Origin of the sequence: Paenibacillus sp. FSL H3-0457, assembly GCF_037981725.1 — a bacterium.
In the GTDB taxonomy this organism is placed as follows: domain Bacteria; phylum Bacillota; class Bacilli; order Paenibacillales; family Paenibacillaceae; genus Paenibacillus; species Paenibacillus amylolyticus.
The window spans coordinates 2,024,684-2,042,846 of sequence record NZ_CP150283.1; the positions used below are offsets into that span (position 1 = coordinate 2,024,684).

The following is an 18,163-nucleotide window of genomic DNA, read 5'->3' on the forward strand; positions in this document are numbered from 1 at the left end:
GTCCATGAATCAATGATATTCTGCGACCTTATTCATGAAGGTCGCAGATGGGGAGAGGGGAACGGTGCGTGATAGAAAGCATTGACCAATTGCTGTCTCATCCCTTGGGGATGGTACTCGGTTTTTTCTCGGTAGCGATTATGGAGCTGCTTGTATTTCTGGCTTGCTTCGAACTGGTGACCAAGTATAAATGCTGGACGGAGATCAAGAAGGGCAATGTGGCCGTTGCGATGGCTACAGGAGGCAAGATCTTCGGGATCTGCAACGTATTGCGGTTCTGCATACAAGCGAAATCTTCGGTATATGAAGCCATGACGTGGTCATTCGTAGGGTTTATCCTTTTGCTCATTGCCTACTTTTTGTTCGAATTCCTGACACCCGTGTTCTCCATTGATAAGGAGATCGAATCGGATAACCGAGCTGTCGGATTGATATCCATGATTATTTCAGTCTCGCTGTCGTTTGTTATTGGCGCGAGCATTATCTAGGGGGACCGGTCATGAAGATATTGATACGGATTTTGTTTGCGGCATCGATCGTGTTTTTTGCCATCGGTGTCATCTATGTAATGAATACATGATTATATGAAAGAGAAAGGTTGATCAATATGGAAACAACAGTATGCCCTTGGTGTCAGACGGAGATTGTATGGGATGAGGAGCTCGGTCCTGAAGAAGAGTGTCCTTATTGCCACAATGAGTTAAAAGGATACCGTACACTCAACATTAACATCGATGATGAAGAGAACGATGAAGCTGAGGACGACATCTATGATGTAGACGATGTAACGAACGAGAAACAGACTACGGATCTTTCGGATCTGTGGGGGGATGAAGTCGAACTCAAATTGCCGGAGTTGCGAACGTTAACCAAATACGCGGATGAAGGTAATGATCTCATTCAGTATGAACAAGGTGTACAGAAGCAACTTGATCATCAGGAAGAAGTACCAGAGTGCCCGAATTGCCGGGAATTCATGATTCTCGCAGGTACACAAGCTACAACGCAGGATAACTTCACACCAGTTGCTAACGCAGCTTCAGGCGAAGGGTCACTATTGGCATCACCGTTTAAAGTATTGACCTATGTATGCTCGGGATGTTTCCAAGTTCAATACAGTCTGTCTGAGGAAGATCGTCTGCGTCTGATCAAGAACCTGAGTACGCAGGAATAAACATTTCGGCGATTCTAACCAATTTCATAGCAATCCTGAAGATTCATCATGTTTTCCTCTTGCTTGGGGCACGTTAACCCTAAGACCTACCTGTACATAGTTCACTTCAGGTGGATGAAGGAGGAGCAGATGAAGATTACTTTAGGCCGACAATCCATTCTGCTTTTGGGCGTGAATGGATTGTTTGCGTTAGCCGGAGCGCTGTCGGGAACCTTTTTGAATGTGTTTCTGTGGAAAAGCCGTCCGGATTATGCCATGTTGGGGTGGTTCACTCTCAGCCAGCAACTGGCCATTGGACTGACATTCTGGCTTGCTGGCAAATGGGTCAAGGAACACAATAAAATGAGTGCACTACGACTAGGTACTGCGCTGTCCGGTATATTTTATATGATAGTCCTCTGGGCTGGTTCCAAAGCTGTAGACTGGATATGGCCTCTGGGTATGCTACTAGGTTGTTCCTTGGGGTTATTCTGGATTGCATTTAATGTTGTGTATTTTGAAATAACGGATCGGGAAAACAGGGATTTATTCAATGGCTGGGTCGGGTTACTTGGTTCGATGACAGGAATTATAGGTCCATGGTTCTCCGGTCTGATTATTACTCGCATGACAGACAATACAGGATATCGGCTCATCTTCACGGTATCACTCGTTATTTATGTTATAGCAGTAGTTTGTAGTTTTTTTCTGAAAAAAAGAAAGGTGAGCGGTACATACCGCTGGTCGGAACCTTGGATACAGCTATCCAAGCGGGATAGTCCCTGGAGGACCTTAGGCCTGGGTTTATTCGCTCAGGGTGCACGTGAAGGTGTCTTTGCCTTCCTGATTGCACTGCTTGTATATTTGGCTACCGCACAGGAGTACAAATTGGGGCAGTTCTCACTCATCACTTCAGCTGTGGCACTAGTAAGTTATTGGGCAGCCGGGAAATGGTTTAAACCACAGTATAGATCAAAAGGCATGTTCATTGGAGCCCTCATTCTGCTTGTTGTGCTTCTTCCTCTTCTCTGGAAAGTGACCTATGGAACGCTGTTAATCATGGGTATTGGGAGTGCTGTTGCGATGCCGTTATATGTATTACCGATGATATCAGCGGGATTCGACATGATGGGCACAAGTGGCGAAAATGTGGAGAAAAGGGTTGAACTTGTCGTTTTGAGAGAGTTATGCCTGATGCTTGGCAGACTATGTGGGTTGGCCATATTTATTGTGACGGTCTTAAATGCTCCGTCTCTACGCATGTTAACCTGGCTTATTATTGTCCTCGGTGCTTCTCCGCTAATTGGATGGATCTTTATGCGCAAGTTATTGAACCGAACGGAAGGGCAAGAGCCCTCGGCTTAGCAGGCTACCCAATATATAAACAGGGTACAGCGACGGGAAAAGAGAACTTTCCGTGTGCTGTACCCTATTTGTAGTTGTATTGATTCGGTTGTTGGTTATACAGGAGATGGTTTACTTGTACGTGTGAGAGAGAACAGATCCATATCAGGGTTTTGTTTGCCAGTAATAGCATCCACAATTAAGGAAGCAGCAATCATGCTGTATACGGTTCCGTTACCTCCATATCCTTCTACAAAATATGAATGCGGATAATCGGGATGTGTACCGATCAGGGGGAGGCCATCATTCGTATTACCAAACACAGCACCCCAGGCATACTCGACTTCAAGATCATCTAAAGGGAAATAGGAACGGACCTCTTCTAGGAGTGTATCTCCCCGGTGTTTTGAACGTATTTCACGTTGATCCTCTCGAGGTGTTTCTTCATCCAAACCGCCTGCGATGATTCTTCCGTCCGGTGTTGTTCGCATATACAAATATGGGCGAGCTGTCTCCCAAATCATACTGTGTTCAAACCATTCACTAAGATCAGACAACGGTTTGGTAGCAATCGCGTAGGTCGTTTTCAGATAGGCTCCGCGATCCTTTTTGATGTCCTGTGTCTCGTAACCGGCAGCAAATATGACTTTCTTGGCACGGATTTTACCGTTGGCAGTGTGGCAGACTACACTATCTTCATCGTATTCACAGTGTATCATCTCCGTCTGACCATAGATTCGAGCGCCACGCTTATTGGCGGATTCAAACAAGGCATGAACAAAACGATAGGGGTTCACTTCCGCATCTCCCATGGTGTACAGTGCAGCGGGTTTGCTGAAGGGGAAATGCTGGCTTATTTTGTCGGCATCCCACAGTTCAGCTTCAAAACCATAACGCTTCAAGGTCTGATATTCTTCCTCCAATAGGGCCACATCATCTTCACTGCTCGCAAAACAAAGACTTGTTCGTGGGATAAACCAAGGGTCTGTATCCAGGCTGTCTGCAATTTGAGCAAGTTGTTTCATGGCTTCACGACAAAGCTCATAAAAACGTACGCCTTTTGCTTCACCAAAAGTGTGGATACATGAGGTTAGTGTCTTGTCATTGGTGTATTGTAAAAGACCTGTATTGGCAGAACTGCTGCCGTTGGCAATGTCTCGCTTATCAATCACAACAGTGTTAACACCCTGTTCCGTGAGTAGTTTAGATGTCAATGCGCCCCCCATGCCCCCACCAATGATGAGGCAGTCACAAGAGATGTCTTCTTGCAGAGCAGAATAATTAAATGTTGAATTGAAAGTGGAGGGCCAGAAAGGTGTGCCATAGACCAGATCCATTAGAAACATCTCCTTTATAATTTAAATTTGTATACTTTTGTGTGACCGGGTTAACAATAATTGCGCATAAACTTTATGCCGAGGAGGCCATCGAAACATGCAGAATCATACTATGCAAGCGCTGAGTCCCAAGGAATTGAACTACATTGCGGACTCTATCACCAATGAAGAACTGCTGATTAAGCAGTGTGCAGCCACAGCTTCCATCACACATAATCCACAAATTCAACAAGCTCTGAATCACTATGTTCGCTCACATGAACAACATCTGAACACGCTTGTCAATGCACTGCAGCAACATCAGTCTCTTGCACCGGCGCAAGTCAGTAATTGAAGACAACTCTAACTGTATAGGAGGAAAACGCATGTATTCTCAATCTTTATCATCTAATGGCGCTTTTATGCAGGAGCAGGATCTGCTGAAGTCGATTCTTGCAGATTTAAGACGAACCTCGCGCGAATATACGACTGCGACAACGGAAGCTTCCTGCCCCATGACACGTCGAATGTTCACAGACCTGACGAACGATACCCTAAGATTACAAGGGGAACTGTTCAATCTGATGCAGCAAAACAACATGTATTCTGTCTCGTCCAAGGCACTTCGTCAGGACGTGGACAAGCAAATTCAGTCCGCCCACCAGACCCAACAAAAGTGTCAGCAATTCATTCAGGAAAAGAATACGCAGAACAGTTCATATAGCCAAGCTCCTAATGTGCCGCAGCATCAACCGAATTACGGTAACCCTTATTACATGTAACCTTTGCAAAAGAGGTTTGAAGCACCTAACGTTACAGGACCATACCACCGCTTGCCTGAATTCAGGGCAGGCGGTCTTTTGTCTATGCATCAACGTCAAATTCATGTAATATAAGTATTAATTCATTTTCAGGAACCTGGATGACGCTGGAGGGAAAACCATGAAAGATTTGAACGATCTGCAATTAAAAGTTCTGGATCTGCTGAAGGAAGACGCGAGAAGGACTCCCGCACTGCTGTCGACGCTGCTGGGGGAGTCGGAAGACAAGATCAAGAACGCCGTGGCACAGCTAGAACAAGACCACGTCATCGTGAAATACGCAACCGTCGTGAACTGGAGCAAAATAGATGATGAAAAAGTAACGGCCCTGATTGAAGTGCAGATCACGCCGGAGCGTGGTCGTGGTTTTGAAGGGATTGCCGAACGTATTTATCTCTATCCGCAAGTAAAGTCCGTATATCTCATGTCCGGTGCATACGATCTGCTCGTTGAAGTGGAAGGTGGCAACCTGCGTGAAGTCGCTAATTTTGTGTCGGAGAAACTGTCTCCGATAGACTCTGTACTTTCAACCAAAACGAATTTTATTCTTAAAAAATATAAGCAGGACGGGATTATTTTTGAAGACCATCAGGAAGACAACCGTCTCATGATCTCGCCGTAAAGGAAGATGTGTCATGATAGTGAATGAACAGACAACCGGGAACAACAAGAAAATGACATCTTATCTGGCACCCCTCGTGCAGCAGATACCTCCATCCGGAATTCGTAAATTTTTTGATCTGGTTGGAGACAACAAGGATATTATCACATTGGGTGTGGGTGAACCTGATTTTGTTACCCCTTGGCATATGCGTGAAGCTTGTGTATACTCGCTGGAAAGAGGTATGACCAGTTACACATCCAACGCAGGTATGCCGAAGTTGAGAGAAGCCATTAGTGAATATCTGGATACTCAGTTTGATACGAAATACGATCCCAAGGATGAGATTATTGTTACGGTGGGTGGCAGTGAAGCGATTGACCTGGCTTTGCGAGCATTAATCGTACCTGGTGACGAGATTCTCATTCCTGAACCTTCGTACGTGGCGTATTCACCAATCGCTTCAATCGGTGGCGGTATACCAGTTGGTGTTGATACCTATGCGAAAGATCAGTTCAAGTTAACGGCCGAAGCGCTTGAGGCAGGAATCACGCCGAAGTCAAAAGTGGTTATTCTGTGTTATCCGAGTAATCCCACTGGAGCCATCATGACGTATGAAGAGTGGCTGCCTATTGCTGAAGTGATTAAAAAGCATGATCTGATTGTGATCGCGGATGAAATTTACGCTGAATTGACGTATACGCAAAAACATGTTAGCTTTGCAGCTATCCCTGACATGAAGGAGCGGACCATTCTCGTAAGCGGATTTTCGAAGGCTTTTGCAATGACAGGTTGGCGGATCGGTTACATGTGTGGTCATCCTGAGCTTATTGCAGCCATGCTCAAAATCCATCAGTATACGGTAATGTGTGCGCCGGCCATGGGTCAGGTTGCTGCACTTGAGGCGTTGACAAATGGTTTGGGTGAGAAAGATCGGATGGTAGAATCGTATAATCAGCGTAGACGTTTAATTGTGCAGGGCTTCAGAGATATTGGACTTGATTGTCATGAACCTCAGGGAGCATTCTATGCATTCCCGAGCATTCAAAAGACGGGTATGAGTTCAGACCTGTTTGCTGAGCGATTGTTAACGGAGAATAAAGTGGCTGCTGTTCCGGGCAATGTTTTTGGCCCTCAGGGTGAAGGCTTCTTGCGTTGTTCTTACGCTACTTCTGTAACCCAATTAAATGAAGCTTTGGAACGAATTGGAAACTTTGTTTACAAACTGCAAAAAGAGGGTTAATACTAAAGTAGAATCTTTTTACAAATGTGACATTTTTATCATTGGAAAAAAATAACTTTCTTTTACAAAATAATGTGATATAATTTCAATTTGAAATAAGTTTTCATAAATTTGGAAACCATTTTTCCAAGGAGGGGTTAGCTTTGTTTTGTGTTGAATATGATTTACCGACGAATCGTGGGCACTATCTGGCAGAAGGCGATCATGGCGACCGATGGTCGGTGAAACCCGATAACGCATCTTTGCATGACATTTCCTTGGAAGATGAAATTCATATGCTTCGTCGCAAGATGGAACAGATCTTCCTCGAAGAGAAATCATTCACATCCGATATTGTAATTGAAATCAGCAGTTTGCTGGATTTAAAGATTAATGAATATATGAAGGCTAACCCGATTAAAGCAAAATAACGTTTATGCTGGATTGAAACGTTTCATTAATCGATTTAGAAAGTAAAGAAAGGGAGACCTGAGAAGGTCTTCTTTTTTTTGTGTGTAAAGGCAGGGTGATCCCCCGATAAGCCAGGTTATTTTTTTGCGTGGAACAATTGTGATATATTGGACATAGGAGACTAAAGGGGGAACTGGAATGAAGAGATTTTGGGGGCTTACTGCAATCATTTCTATCGTTTTTCTGCTTGCTGGTTGTGGAGGTAAAGATGGTTTTTCGATTTTCATCATTGATAACCAAGGAAATCCATCTGTAATCTCAGAGCAGTTACAGGCCAATCTGCAACAGAAACTGGGCGAGGAACCCAAGGTAGAAGTGATCACCAGTGCGATGTATGATGTTCAGAAAATTATGGTAGAATATGCGGCTGGAGGACATGATATTTTCATATTGCCTGAATCCGACATGAAACAATACGGAAGTAATGGCTCCAATGTTCCGCTGGATGATACTTTTGATCCCAAGAAGTTTGAACGGGGTGTATTTGAGGGTGGAGTATTGGTAGAGAAGGGTGAAGGAGATGGAGGTTCAGATCTCAAGCAAGAATCACATCTTTACGGCATTCCACTCGAAGATATGAAAATGTTTAAAGATGTAGAATATGCTGCGAGCAATTTGTTCGCTACCATTCCAGTGTCATCTTCCAATGTCGAAGAATCCAAAAAAGTGCTGAAGGCGCTGACAGAGTAAAGAAAATTCAGAATGGCTATGGAAGGAGGGAAGCGGATTGCTGATTACGGTCACAGGCGGCATAGGTAGTGGTAAAACCCGGTTTGCCCTCAAGTACGCAGCCGGGATTAGCCGGGAGGGTGTGTATTTATCCACCGGTGATCATGATCCCGTTATTCCCGAATTGCCATCCGCTCATTATCGTGCCATTCATGCCGGGAACGGTCAGCATCTGACAGAGGTGATCACCCAGATTAATCGGGAATCCAATCTGTTTTTGGCGGATCAGCGAATTGTAATTGTAGACAGTCTGACCTCCTGGATGGCTGCCGGTTTCAGGGCAACAAAGGATCTGGATCATCAGCGTTCAGAGACACAGCTTTTGCTTGATGCATTATTGTCTTATCAGGGGAAGTTGCTTGTGATTACCAATGAAATGCATGGCACATTGCATCCTACCGAGGAAGAACGAATATTTACAGCGAGAATGGCTTCGGTTAATCGGATGCTGCAGATACATGCTGAAAAGATGTACTTGCTGGTATCTGGTCTGGCTATCGATCTTAAAAGTCAGGGCATGCGAAATGAAGATGAACGATAGTGAGATGACATAAACGGGTGATATAAAGAAGCCTCCTTAACCACGAATTGGTGGCGAGGAGGCTTTATTTATTAAGCTATTCTTTTTATTTCTGCTTTTTGCTACGTCTGATCCACCAGATGATACATCCGATGAGAATGATGGCCAGAATGACATACACTACAATGGAATAGACGTCCATAAAGTGCAAAATGCTCTCCCATGATGCGCCAAGCGCAGCACCAACGCAGACTAGAATGACATTCCAGATCAATGTACCAATGGTTGTGAAGAGAAGGAATAAACCAAATTTCATATTGGACATGCCTGCGGGAATGGAGATAAGACTACGAACGAGGGGAACCATTCGGCAGAATAATACGGTCCACATGCCATATTTGTCAAACCATGCATCGACACGGTGAATATCCTCTTTTTTGATGCGCAGAACATGTCCCCAGCGTTCCACAATTTTCTCAAGGCGTTCGACGTCAATGAGTAGACCAATACCATACAGGATCACAGCACCAAGGACAGAACCGATAGTTGCAGCGATAATAACTCCTGGAAGAGTGAGACTGGTATAGGTGGTCATGAATCCGCCAAACGGCAAGATGATTTCGGATGGAATCGGGGGAAATACGTTCTCAAGAGCAATAATGAGTGCAATGCCTATGTAGCCGTATTGTTCCATGAAATCGGTTATCCAGTTTTGCATAATCGTCTCCTTTACTTTTGGTTTCCTTTGATTTGTCGTATACTCGGCAGAGCACACCAATTCTTATATACGTGTAAAGCGATAGACGGGTTTCTGAAAAAATGGCATTCCCGTATTCATTATTATATTACCAATTGGAGGGATAACGATGGGCATATATACACGAACAGGTGACGAAGGACAGACTTCGGTCATCGGTGGACGCGTCATCAAGGATGATGACCGAGTTGAGGCTTATGGCACGATTGATGAGTTGAACTGTTTTGTAGGCCAGGCGATCAGCCTTATTGACTCGGCTCAAGGGGAATTTGAAGATCTGCGTGAACATCTGCTGGAAGTTCAGCAGGAACTGTTTGATTGCGGGTCGGATCTGGCCTTTGTGAAGATTAGTGAGACGAAATATAAGGTGAGAGATGAAATGGTCACACGTCTGGAACAATGGATCGACCAGTATGATGCAGAGAATCCAAAAGTGGAACGATTCATTATTCCAGGTGGCAGTCAGCTGTCCTCTGCTCTTCATGTGTGCCGTACTGTATGTCGTCGCGCAGAGCGTCGCACGGTAACACTTGGACAACATACAGATATTAATCCGTCTGTACGACGGTATCTAAACCGACTGTCTGATTACTTCTTCGTGGTTGCACGGACGGCCAACGCGAGACAACAGGTGGCCGATATTGAATATGTGCGGAGCAAAAAAGTCTTCCGCCGCAAAGAATGAGCCAGTATTATTCGCCGATTGTCTACACGGTGACCGAACAAGAAGATGGCTGGCTGCTGAAGACCGTGCTTCAGCGGCGGCTGCTGGTGTCGCGTAAGCTTTTGTCCAAAATTAAGCTGACGGAGCAAGGTGTCATGCTTAATGGAGAGCGCGTGTACATTAGCGTCAAGGTAGCTGCGGGTGATGTCGTTGAAGTTCGGATGGAGCAAGAGGAATCGGATGATATTTTGCCCGAGCCTATTCCATTTACCGTTCTGTATGAAGATGAGCACTTGCTTATTGTCAACAAGGATGCGGGCATCATCGTTCATCCAACACATGGACATTACACGGGGACTTTGGCAAATGGCGTTGTTCATTACTGGAAAACCAAGGGCGAGCGTTTCCGGTTCAGACCGATTCATCGACTTGATCAGGAAACGTCAGGTGTGCTCGCAATAGCCAAGAACCCTTATGTGCATCAGCATGTTTCTGAACAGATGATCGCTGGAACAGTAGACAAGAAATATATTGCACTTGTGCACGGCAGCCCTGTCCCGGAACAAGGGGCAGTAGATGGCCCGATCGATCGCGATCCTGAAGAGCCACACCGCCGAATCGTAACACCTGATGGTTACGCTGCAAGAACGTTGTACACAACCTTAACACGTTGGTCAGGGGGCAGCGCCAGTGCGATAAGCCTCAAGCTGGAAAGTGGCAGAACCCATCAGATCAGGGTACATATGACGTCCATCGGCTGCCCGTTGATAGGTGATCGAATGTACAAGACACTACCTGTGCATGAGATCGATGAGCAGACCATGGCTGTTCGAGAAGAACGGGATACCTGGATCGAACGCCAGGCATTACACGCTTGTGAATTGACGTTTGAACATCCAATTCTAAAGGAACGCATAACGTTTCAAGCTCCTTTTCCAGCAGATATGGCCGCGCTAGAGAAGCGTTTGAATGATGAGGTAGCTCCAAGGGAGATGCTCTAGGAGAAAGCGCCAAAGCACTTCCCTAAGAAATGACGGCTTTGCCGTAGTTTTGTGCAAAGCCCGTCCTGCTTGTCAGTCAACGCTAGTTGGCTAACTTGTGTGAGGGATGCTTTATGCACCCGAACAACATGCCGTAGGCTAATCTTTATGGTTTAATGTATTGATGCTTACCCATTTCATGTTAAATATTTCAAGAATTCAAATCTCAAAAGCTTTAAGGATACAAAAGCTGTAAGATTTTGATCGAAAAAATATAGCCGAATGTGAGTTTTTGATCTCATTCGCAAAAGTCAGTAAAATTACATGGCGATGGTATCGATTTGGAGCGACTTTTGGATTTGCGAAGCAAACCAAGGGAAGCGAGAAGTCGATACCGGAGCATTTGGAGGAACACATACCATGAGTAACTTAAAAATATATCAATATGCCAAATGCGGCACATGCCGCAAAGCTGTAAAATGGCTTGAAGCTCAAGGACATGAGCTGGAGTTAATCCCTATTTTTGACTCACCGCCTTCAGAATCTGAACTAACAGAACTCATCCAAAAGAGCGGGCTGGAAGTGAAAAAGTTCTTTAATACGAGTGGGGAAGTATACAAAGAACAACAATTGAAGGACAAGCTTCCAGGCATGTCCGCTGATGAACAGATTCGTTTACTGGCTTCCAATGGTCGACTGATCAAACGTCCGATCGTTACGGATGGAGAAAAGGTGACGGTTGGATTCAAGGAAGAAACGTACGAGCAGGAATGGAATAACGCATAAACGCGCTGAATATCAGCCTTGAATTGTTCAAAATTCAGGGCTTTTTTGGCTGAACGATGGTTGGCGGAACTATGCTATAATGATAGAATTAGTTTCGATATTTTATATGCTAGATTTAGATAGGAGAGAACAAATTCAAGTGAATCAACGTAATGAACCTACTTTGTTGCTGGTAGACGGTATGGCGGTGTTGTTCCGTGCTTTTTATGCGACATCTGCAAGCGGATATATCAGACGTACAAAGGCAGGATTGCCTACCAACGCAGTCTACGGATTTATCCGTTATTTCTGGGATGCGGTTCAGACTTTTGGGCCAAGTCATGTCGTATGTTGTTGGGATATGGGCGGTAAGACGTTCCGCGGTGAAGAATATGCAGCCTACAAAGGCAACCGGGCCGAAGCTCCGGATGACCTGATTCCCCAATTTGCTCTGATTCGTGAAGTCATGGATAGCCTGGGTATTCCGAATATAGGTGCACAAGGATTCGAAGCCGACGATTGCATCGGGACGCTTGCGAAGTATTATACCGAAGAGACCGATATGAATGTTATGGTACTGACGGGTGACCACGACATGTTGCAACTGATCAATGACCGCACAAGTATCATTATTATGAAAAAAGGCCATGGCAACTACATGGTGTACAACCCTGAAACGCTCATGGCTGAGAAACAACTGACACCTCGTCAAGTGATTGACATGAAGGGTCTGATGGGAGATGCCAGCGACAATTATCCCGGAGTACGGGGAATTGGTGAGAAAACAGCGTTGAAGCTTGTACAGGAATACGGCTCCATTGAAGGGATTCTGAGCAACATGGATAAACTGACCCCTTCGGTGCGTAACAAGATTGAGAATGATCTGGACATGCTTCATCTGTCCCGCAAACTGGCAGAGATTCATTGTGCTGTTCCGGTTGCCTGTGCGCTGGATATCTGTGAATTGCGTCTTGATCCGGATATGGTGATGGACAAGTTTGAACAACTTGAGATGAAGAGCCTTGGCTCTTGGATGGGAGTGGCAATAGGGTGAGCAACATGAAGAACGTACGAACAGGCAAAAAGTGGTGGACAGGGGCTATGGCCCTCGTCCTGGCCTTGCCCGTAATTCTTTCGGGAGCAGTTAGTGCACCACAGACAGTGGATGCCAAAGCAGCAATTAGCACCAAAGTACAGAAAGTAAAAGCAGCAGGACGTAATTTTACCGTACAGACCGTTTCGATTCCAAAGGGAACACCGGTTACCGTGGGACTCGCGAAGAAGCAAGTTGGCCAGACGGCAACATTGCCATCGATTGTGAAAGCCTATGGTGCGCAAGCAGCCATTAACGGAGCGTTTTTTGAAGCATATAACGGAGCACCAGATCCATACGGTATGTTAATAGCAAATGGTAAGGTCATACATATTGGAAGATACGGAACATCCATCGGATTTAAGGAAGACGGCTCGGCGATCATGGACTCACTTCAGGTGAGTTTGACAGGTAAAGTAACGGATACAAAAGGTAAATCACGCAGTTGGTATGCAACCTTTATTAATCGAACACCTTCAGCGAACGCGAGCATAACAATGCTGTATACCCCTGAACGAGGTGCCACAGTAGGGTTCAAAGGTGGCACTGCGGTTGTTATGGAGAAAGGTATCGTGACCAAAAAAGTGCCCAATACCAATGTAGCGATTCCTAAGAATGGCTCGGTATTGGTCTTCACAGGTAATCAGAAGTCTTCTTCGGACCGTTTCACCGTTGGTTCGACCGTAGAAATGAATTATAAGTATACGAACGCAGCAGGCAAAGAGATCCCTTGGCAAGATGTAGTGACTGCTGTTGGGGCAGGACCCCGTCTGGTAAAAGACGGTAAGGTAGCTGTCAATCCGACGAGCGAAGGTTTCAAGGATGCCAAGATTCTTAATGCTTCCGGAGCCAGAAGTGGTATTGCGATCATGGCGGACGGCTCTGTTATGCTGGCTACCGTTTCCGGAGCAACAATCAAGGAGTGGGCAGCGGTGATGCAGAAGCTTGGTGCCAAACAGGCCATGAATCTGGATGGCGGTGCTTCCTCGGGTATGTATGCCGGGGGCAAAATGCTGACTTCTCCAGGTCGGCTATTGAGTAATACACTCGTATTTGGCGGCTCTGTGCGTTAAAAGAAAGTGATTATGGGAGGTATGACGCAAATGACACTCACATCTGATCGAAAGCCAGGGGAGGGCAATACAGCTGTTCTGGCCATTAATGTAGGACTGCCGCAACTGCTCCCTGGGCAGAAGCGTGAAGTGCTGAGCGGCATTGTGAAACATCCTGTATCCGACGCGGTTTTCCTGTCATTCACTGGAATGACAGGGGACGCGCAGGCGGATCTGGTGCATCATGGCGGCCCTGACAAAGCCGTTTGTGTATACGATTACAGTCGTTATCCGGCGCTGGAACAACTGATGGATCGCAAGCTGGATTGGGGAGCTTGTGGAGAAAATCTGACGGTTGAAGGCTGTGCCGAAGAAGACGTACGGATTGGTGATGTGTACGAGTTGGGCGAAGCCACAGTGCAGGTCAGTCAGCCCAGACAACCTTGCTTCAAGCTGGGTGTGAGGTATGACTATAAGGAGCTGCCTGTTTATTTTCAGGAGAGTGGATATACCGGCTTTTACTTTCGTGTACTGCAAGAAGGTGAGGTAGGGCCTTTATCGATATTTCGACGGATCAGCACCGATCCAGCCTCAATGACGGTTCTTGAAGCCAATCGAATCATGCATCAGGGGAAAGAAAATGTCGAAGGTATTCAGGCGTTGCTGGCCATTCCTGCGCTGTCAGACAGCTGGAGGCAAACGTTAATGAAACGATTGTCCAAGCTGGAGAACAAGTAGCAGGGTAATTATCGTGTCATCAAGTAAAGCAATTTGAATTCCTTTTTAAACTAACTTGGGAGTGTGACTAACATGACGATCTTAGGCGCAATTGAAGCAGGCGGAACCAAATTTGTATGTGGTATTGGCACAGAAAACGGAGAAGTTCTGGAACGCGTAAGTTTTCCAACAACAACACCGGAAGAGACCATGGCTCAAGTGATTTCATTTTTTGAAGGCAAAGGCATTGAAGCTCTGGGTGTAGGTTCATTCGGTCCGATTGATCCGATTGAAGGAAGCCCAACATATGGCTATATCACAACAACACCTAAACCACACTGGGGACAATATAACGTGATTGGCAAGCTCAAGGAGCATTTTGATGTGCCGATGACATTTGATACGGATGTGAATGGTGCGGCACTTGGAGAAGCAACCTGGGGCGCTGCACAAGGTCTTGAGAGCTGTCTGTATATCACTGTGGGTACAGGTATTGGTGCAGGTGCTGTGGTTGGCGGTAAAATGGTCCATGGATTGTCACATCCAGAGATGGGACATATCATTGTACGCAGACATCCGGAGGATACATACGAGGGTTTCTGTCCGTATCATGGTGACTGCCTCGAAGGCCTTGCAGCAGGACCGGCCATTAACAAACGTTGGGAGCAACCGGCTTATGAACTGCCTGCAGATCATAAAGCTTGGGAGATCGAAGCACATTACCTGGCACACGCCCTGATGAACTATGTTCTGATTCTCTCTCCGCAGAAAATTGTCATGGGTGGCGGAGTAATGAAGCAGGAGCACCTGTTCCCGATGGTTCGTAGCAAACTGCAGGAGTTGCTGGCTGGATACGTTCAGCATCCGGCACTTCAATCCGACATTGACCAGTATGTTGTTTCACCAGGACTTGGTGACAATGCGGGTCTGTGTGGTTCACTGGCGCTTGCCAAGTTGGCATTGAATAAGTAGGTCATTAAGGGATTGACGAATTTTACCATTGTGGTATGATATGGGCAACAGCATAGTACGGTTAATGAGGAAGCACCTCTCTTGCATGGATTTTGCAGGAGGGGTGTTTTTTTGTGCTGCCTATAGGTAGTATCTCTAACTCGTATAAGCTGAATATTCAAAGGGAGGGAACGAAAATGGAAGTCATTTTCATGAACAGATTGTCCAGAATGTCAGATCAGAATGCAGAGTATGCACAGTTATGGATTGGGGAAGAGGAAGATAGTTGGCAGCTGGGATGGAGTCGCTACGAGGAAGGAGAGCGTGAGGACAGCATCTGGTATGAAGGGACTTCTTGGGAGGAGCTGCTTCATATTTACCGTCATCAGCTTGCCATACAGATGAGTGAGGGGTACCGACCGCAGTTGCAGGGGTTATTTCATGAGAATGATGATCTGAAGTCACGCAGTTATGGTGGACAGCGGCTCCATTGTTACAGTGAGTTATACGGCAATGAACAATTATATACGGATCTGTGCACATGGCGCAGGAAGAGAGCTGTGTCTGACCGGAAGGCACCGTATTTTATTGCAACGAATCGTCTGCTGCGTTTGATCAGTGCCTTTGTTCCGCAATCGCTGGATGAACTGATGCAACTTCCGGGCGTAGGAGAGAGCAAAGCAACTGAGTATGGTGCGGAATGGATGGAGATTACAACCGGACTGGAGCGTTCAACGACATTCCCGCTGGACTGGGTATACACGGCGCTGAAGGAAGAAGAGTATGAGAGTTGGTTATACAAGCAGAGAGAGCAGAAGTACAAGCAGGAACTTGATAAGTTCACCACGCGTAAGCAGGTGCTTGAAGGCATGAAGGAAGGGCATACGTTAGAGGAGATTGTTAATCGATCTGGATTATCCCGACGCGAGTTGGTTGAGCTGTTAGAGGCACTGGATCATGAAGGTTATGACACCGATTGTCTTCTTGATGTGGAGCTGGCAGTGATGCCAGAGAACGAACAAGAGGCCGTATGGAGTGCGTATGAGGAGCTGGGAGATACGTTCCTGAAGCCAGTATTACATAAGGTGTATGGAGGAGAGAAACCCGATGGAGGAAGTCTGGAGCAGGTCTATGAAAGACTGCGCATGATTCGAATCCGCTTCCGTCGGCACGCAGAGACAGAGAAGAATGTTGGTTAATAATCAGAAATGAAAAAAGACGAGGCGTTTCTCCCGGAGGAGCGCTTCGTCTTTGTTATTTCATACGAGTTCATACCCAGTCTTTCTTGCGGAAAATGAAGAACATGCTCAGGCCCAGTGTAACCATCAGGCCAATCACAACAAAATAGCTGTATTTCCAGTTAAGCTCTGGCATATTCGTAAAGTTCATGCCGTATATACCGGTAATGACCGTCAGCGGCATGAAGACCGTGGTAATGGCGGTAAATACACGCATGATCTCATTCGCCCGGTTCGCAATACTGGATTGGTAGGCTTCTCGTAAGTTGCCCATCAGGTCGCGATAAGTCTCAAAGGTTTCAGATATTTTTACAGCATTCTCATAGATGTCACTGAAATACTTTTGCAGTTGATCATCGATGAGACGCAGATCTTTTTTGTTCAGGGTGTTAATGACCTCTTTCTGAGGTCCAAGCACTTTTTTCAGCCACAGAATCTCACTGCGTAGCCCGATAATTTCATTCAGATGTGACTTTTTGGTGTGCATCAGAATGTCTTCCTCAAGCTTCTCGATCCGTGCTTCAATTCGGTCACCTACGGTGAAATAATTATCAACAATCAAGTCAACCAGCAAATATAGCAGACGATCCGGTGTACTGATTTCCTGTTCCCACAGGATGGGTTTCAGTGTGCGCAATTCGCTGATCTTGTGCTTTGTAACACTAATAATGAAATGTCTGCCAAGGAATAAGTTAACCGCACGTAGAAATATCTCTTCATCATCAAAACGGATGCTATTAATAACAATAAAATAATGGTTCTCATAAATTTCAATCTTCGGACGTTGTTCTTCGTCACTAAGACAGTCTTCCACAGCCAGATCATGCATCAAGAACAGCGGCTGAAGTAACGCCAAATCGTCTACGTCTGCATCAATCCAGTAAAATCCTTCCGCTGGTGGAGTCAGCGCCTGCTGAATGTCGTCCACCGGAATAAATACACCGTTGTTTACCAACCGGATTTTCATCGTTAATCTACTCCTTCTGCACCCGCCAACTTGGCGGATATTATCATTATGGGCGCAAAAAGAACAAATCAGCCGGTCGGCAGCGGAGCCTGGAGATCAGGGCTGCGTTCACTATATAATCAAACGGAAGTCACTTCCCGCTGCCGGCATGCTGATGTCAATTCTCTATGCAGTTTGTCGGAATTCGGCTGCCAGTCAGGCCTCGGGTCGCCATCCATTTAATATGTCACCTCTCACATAAGGGTTTATAACACCTTGTTTAGTATACCGCTGGTACAAGGTGCTTTCAAGCGCAAAAATGTGTCTATTTCGCGCCCTGAGGCAGTGTATGACAACGGATGATGAACGGTTCCGGTCTGGGAAGCAGACATTGAACTGCAACTTGACGTGAGGGCATTAATGTAATAAAGTAGACGGTGAACCATATTAAATTACAATCTAATACAGCGAAATCTTATCAAGAGTAGGTGGAGGGACTGGCCCGATGAAACCCGGCAACCGGCGGTATACCGCACGGTGCTAATTCTTGCAGCGACTAAGTGTCAAGTGGCACTGTTGTAACTGAGAGATGAGAGAGGCGCATATCTTTTTTACATATGACCTTTCTCGAAATCCGAGGAAGGTCTTTGTCATATGCCCCGACTTCTCAGCAGTGATTTTCGCTAAGGAACTTGAGGTTGTTTGTAACGTTGGATGAAAGAGCAATTCAATGTTTTTACAAGCTCAAGGCAGTCTATAACTGTATTGATGTGAAGACATCAAGCCAGGGGTGGCTGCATCTATTTATGCACAAGGAGGAGTT

General features: G+C 45.8%; 21 protein-coding genes and 1 riboswitch. Of the genes, 18 read left to right on the forward strand and 3 right to left on the reverse strand.

Translation table 11 applies throughout. From position 1 onward, the window contains the following. Positions 1-47: 47 nt before the first annotated feature. The 3 genes from MHH25_RS09165 (at position 48) to MHH25_RS09175 (ending at position 2,518) form a co-directional block, all read left to right on the forward strand. Positions 48-488, forward strand: a complete 441-nt coding sequence (locus tag MHH25_RS09165; RefSeq protein WP_082219034.1) for a DUF350 domain-containing protein — start codon at positions 48-50, stop codon at positions 486-488. Between the two features lie 119 nt (positions 489-607). After that, positions 608-1,174 carry a hypothetical protein gene (locus MHH25_RS09170; RefSeq protein ID WP_076327048.1) on the forward strand — a complete coding sequence of 189 codons (567 nt, stop codon included), beginning with the start codon at positions 608-610 and terminating at the stop codon, positions 1,172-1,174. A 129-nt stretch (positions 1,175-1,303) separates the two neighbouring features. Then, entirely contained in the window at positions 1,304-2,518 is a 1,215-nt protein-coding gene (locus tag MHH25_RS09175; RefSeq protein ID WP_340019853.1) for an MFS transporter, read from the forward strand. Between the two features lie 95 nt (positions 2,519-2,613). On the opposite strand, the gene MHH25_RS09180 is transcribed toward MHH25_RS09175, so the two are convergent. Further along, entirely contained in the window at positions 2,614-3,834 is a 1,221-nt protein-coding gene (locus MHH25_RS09180; protein WP_340019854.1) for an FAD-dependent oxidoreductase, read from the reverse strand. A gap of 97 nt (positions 3,835-3,931) precedes the next feature. On the opposite strand from MHH25_RS09180, the gene MHH25_RS09185 reads away from it, so the two are divergent. The 7 genes from MHH25_RS09185 to MHH25_RS09215 all read left to right on the forward strand — a co-directional run bounded on the left by MHH25_RS09185 (position 3,932) and on the right by MHH25_RS09215 (position 8,198). Further along, positions 3,932-4,168: a hypothetical protein gene (locus tag MHH25_RS09185; protein WP_036610100.1), complete on the forward strand. Its 237-nt coding sequence runs from the start codon at positions 3,932-3,934 to the stop codon at positions 4,166-4,168. A gap of 31 nt (positions 4,169-4,199) precedes the next feature. Continuing rightward, positions 4,200-4,595 (forward strand): spore coat protein, encoded by a 396-nt coding sequence (locus tag MHH25_RS09190; RefSeq protein WP_062833450.1) that lies wholly within the window; start codon positions 4,200-4,202, stop codon positions 4,593-4,595. 160 nt (positions 4,596-4,755) lie between these two features. Next, positions 4,756-5,256: an Lrp/AsnC family transcriptional regulator gene (locus MHH25_RS09195; protein ID WP_024628343.1), complete on the forward strand. Its 501-nt coding sequence runs from the start codon at positions 4,756-4,758 to the stop codon at positions 5,254-5,256. Positions 5,257-5,269: 13 nt separating this feature from the next. Then, positions 5,270-6,478: an aminotransferase class I/II-fold pyridoxal phosphate-dependent enzyme gene (locus tag MHH25_RS09200; RefSeq protein ID WP_047842264.1), complete on the forward strand. Its 1,209-nt coding sequence runs from the start codon at positions 5,270-5,272 to the stop codon at positions 6,476-6,478. Between the two features lie 143 nt (positions 6,479-6,621). After that, the gene (locus MHH25_RS09205) at positions 6,622-6,888 is read left to right on the forward strand and encodes an aspartyl-phosphate phosphatase Spo0E family protein (RefSeq protein ID WP_017689627.1); all 267 of its coding nucleotides are present in this window, start codon (positions 6,622-6,624) and stop codon (positions 6,886-6,888) included. Positions 6,889-7,066: 178 nt separating this feature from the next. Continuing rightward, on the forward strand, positions 7,067-7,618 hold the full coding sequence (locus MHH25_RS09210; protein ID WP_017689626.1) for a hypothetical protein: 552 nt from the start codon (positions 7,067-7,069) through the stop codon (positions 7,616-7,618). 37 nt (positions 7,619-7,655) lie between these two features. After that, on the forward strand, positions 7,656-8,198 hold the full coding sequence (locus MHH25_RS09215; RefSeq protein ID WP_036610092.1) for a bifunctional adenosylcobinamide kinase/adenosylcobinamide-phosphate guanylyltransferase: 543 nt from the start codon (positions 7,656-7,658) through the stop codon (positions 8,196-8,198). An 85-nt stretch (positions 8,199-8,283) separates the two neighbouring features. Here MHH25_RS09215 and MHH25_RS09220 read toward each other — a convergent pair whose 3' ends face one another. Continuing rightward, complete coding sequence (locus MHH25_RS09220) at positions 8,284-8,895, reverse strand: DedA family protein (protein WP_340019855.1); 612 nt, start codon at positions 8,893-8,895, stop codon at positions 8,284-8,286. Between the two features lie 148 nt (positions 8,896-9,043). On the opposite strand from MHH25_RS09220, the gene MHH25_RS09225 reads away from it, so the two are divergent. The 8 genes from MHH25_RS09225 (at position 9,044) to MHH25_RS09260 (ending at position 16,355) form a co-directional block, all read left to right on the forward strand. After that, a complete protein-coding gene (locus tag MHH25_RS09225) occupies positions 9,044-9,619 on the forward strand; it encodes a cob(I)yrinic acid a,c-diamide adenosyltransferase (RefSeq protein WP_036610088.1) in 576 nt (191 codons plus the stop codon). Continuing rightward, a complete protein-coding gene (locus MHH25_RS09230; RefSeq protein WP_340019856.1) occupies positions 9,616-10,599 on the forward strand; it encodes an RluA family pseudouridine synthase in 984 nt (327 codons plus the stop codon). Before MHH25_RS09225 ends, MHH25_RS09230 begins: the two co-directional genes overlap by 4 nt. Positions 10,600-10,998: 399 nt before the next feature. Next, positions 10,999-11,364 carry an arsenate reductase family protein gene (locus MHH25_RS09235; RefSeq protein WP_047842267.1) on the forward strand — a complete coding sequence of 122 codons (366 nt, stop codon included), beginning with the start codon at positions 10,999-11,001 and terminating at the stop codon, positions 11,362-11,364. A gap of 139 nt (positions 11,365-11,503) precedes the next feature. Beyond that, positions 11,504-12,397, forward strand: a complete 894-nt coding sequence (locus MHH25_RS09240; protein WP_017689620.1) for a 5'-3' exonuclease H3TH domain-containing protein — start codon at positions 11,504-11,506, stop codon at positions 12,395-12,397. A gap of 5 nt (positions 12,398-12,402) precedes the next feature. Then, complete coding sequence (locus MHH25_RS09245) at positions 12,403-13,509, forward strand: phosphodiester glycosidase family protein (RefSeq protein WP_301291341.1); 1,107 nt, start codon at positions 12,403-12,405, stop codon at positions 13,507-13,509. 30 nt (positions 13,510-13,539) lie between these two features. Next, entirely contained in the window at positions 13,540-14,226 is a 687-nt protein-coding gene (locus MHH25_RS09250; RefSeq protein WP_340019857.1) for an MOSC domain-containing protein, read from the forward strand. Positions 14,227-14,298: 72 nt separating this feature from the next. Further along, on the forward strand, positions 14,299-15,177 hold the full coding sequence (locus MHH25_RS09255) for an ROK family protein (protein WP_047842269.1): 879 nt from the start codon (positions 14,299-14,301) through the stop codon (positions 15,175-15,177). A 176-nt stretch (positions 15,178-15,353) separates the two neighbouring features. Continuing rightward, positions 15,354-16,355, forward strand: a complete 1,002-nt coding sequence (locus MHH25_RS09260) for an HRDC domain-containing protein (RefSeq protein WP_076318310.1) — start codon at positions 15,354-15,356, stop codon at positions 16,353-16,355. 70 nt (positions 16,356-16,425) lie between these two features. Here the strand turns inward: MHH25_RS09260 and corA are convergent, their stop codons facing one another. Continuing rightward, a complete protein-coding gene (gene corA / locus MHH25_RS09265; RefSeq protein ID WP_340019858.1) occupies positions 16,426-17,361 on the reverse strand; it encodes a magnesium/cobalt transporter CorA in 936 nt (311 codons plus the stop codon). A gap of 451 nt (positions 17,362-17,812) precedes the next feature. Then, positions 17,813-17,936: riboswitch (SAM riboswitch) on the forward strand. The last annotated feature ends 227 nt before the right edge of the window (positions 17,937-18,163 follow it).

Excerpts from the sequence above, each read along its gene's own strand:
- MHH25_RS09165 (WP_082219034.1), top strand. The coding sequence starts at position 48 with ATGGGGAGAGGGGAACGGTGCGTGATAGAAAGCATTGACCAATTGCTG.
- MHH25_RS09170 (WP_076327048.1), top strand. The coding sequence starts at position 608 with ATGGAAACAACAGTATGCCCTTGGTGTCAGACGGAGATTGTATGGGAT.
- MHH25_RS09175 (WP_340019853.1), top strand. The coding sequence starts at position 1,304 with ATGAAGATTACTTTAGGCCGACAATCCATTCTGCTTTTGGGCGTGAAT.
- MHH25_RS09180 (WP_340019854.1), bottom strand. The coding sequence starts at position 3,834 with ATGGATCTGGTCTATGGCACACCTTTCTGGCCCTCCACTTTCAATTCA.
- MHH25_RS09185 (WP_036610100.1), top strand. The coding sequence starts at position 3,932 with ATGCAGAATCATACTATGCAAGCGCTGAGTCCCAAGGAATTGAACTAC.
- MHH25_RS09190 (WP_062833450.1), top strand. The coding sequence starts at position 4,200 with ATGTATTCTCAATCTTTATCATCTAATGGCGCTTTTATGCAGGAGCAG.
- MHH25_RS09195 (WP_024628343.1), top strand. The coding sequence starts at position 4,756 with ATGAAAGATTTGAACGATCTGCAATTAAAAGTTCTGGATCTGCTGAAG.
- MHH25_RS09200 (WP_047842264.1), top strand. The coding sequence starts at position 5,270 with ATGATAGTGAATGAACAGACAACCGGGAACAACAAGAAAATGACATCT.
- MHH25_RS09210 (WP_017689626.1), top strand. The coding sequence starts at position 7,067 with ATGAAGAGATTTTGGGGGCTTACTGCAATCATTTCTATCGTTTTTCTG.
- MHH25_RS09220 (WP_340019855.1), bottom strand. The coding sequence starts at position 8,895 with ATGCAAAACTGGATAACCGATTTCATGGAACAATACGGCTACATAGGC.
- MHH25_RS09225 (WP_036610088.1), top strand. The coding sequence starts at position 9,044 with ATGGGCATATATACACGAACAGGTGACGAAGGACAGACTTCGGTCATC.
- MHH25_RS09230 (WP_340019856.1), top strand. The coding sequence starts at position 9,616 with ATGAGCCAGTATTATTCGCCGATTGTCTACACGGTGACCGAACAAGAA.
- MHH25_RS09235 (WP_047842267.1), top strand. The coding sequence starts at position 10,999 with ATGAGTAACTTAAAAATATATCAATATGCCAAATGCGGCACATGCCGC.
- MHH25_RS09245 (WP_301291341.1), top strand. The coding sequence starts at position 12,403 with ATGAAGAACGTACGAACAGGCAAAAAGTGGTGGACAGGGGCTATGGCC.
- MHH25_RS09250 (WP_340019857.1), top strand. The coding sequence starts at position 13,540 with ATGACACTCACATCTGATCGAAAGCCAGGGGAGGGCAATACAGCTGTT.
- MHH25_RS09255 (WP_047842269.1), top strand. The coding sequence starts at position 14,299 with ATGACGATCTTAGGCGCAATTGAAGCAGGCGGAACCAAATTTGTATGT.
- MHH25_RS09260 (WP_076318310.1), top strand. The coding sequence starts at position 15,354 with ATGGAAGTCATTTTCATGAACAGATTGTCCAGAATGTCAGATCAGAAT.
- corA (WP_340019858.1), bottom strand. The coding sequence starts at position 17,361 with ATGAAAATCCGGTTGGTAAACAACGGTGTATTTATTCCGGTGGACGAC.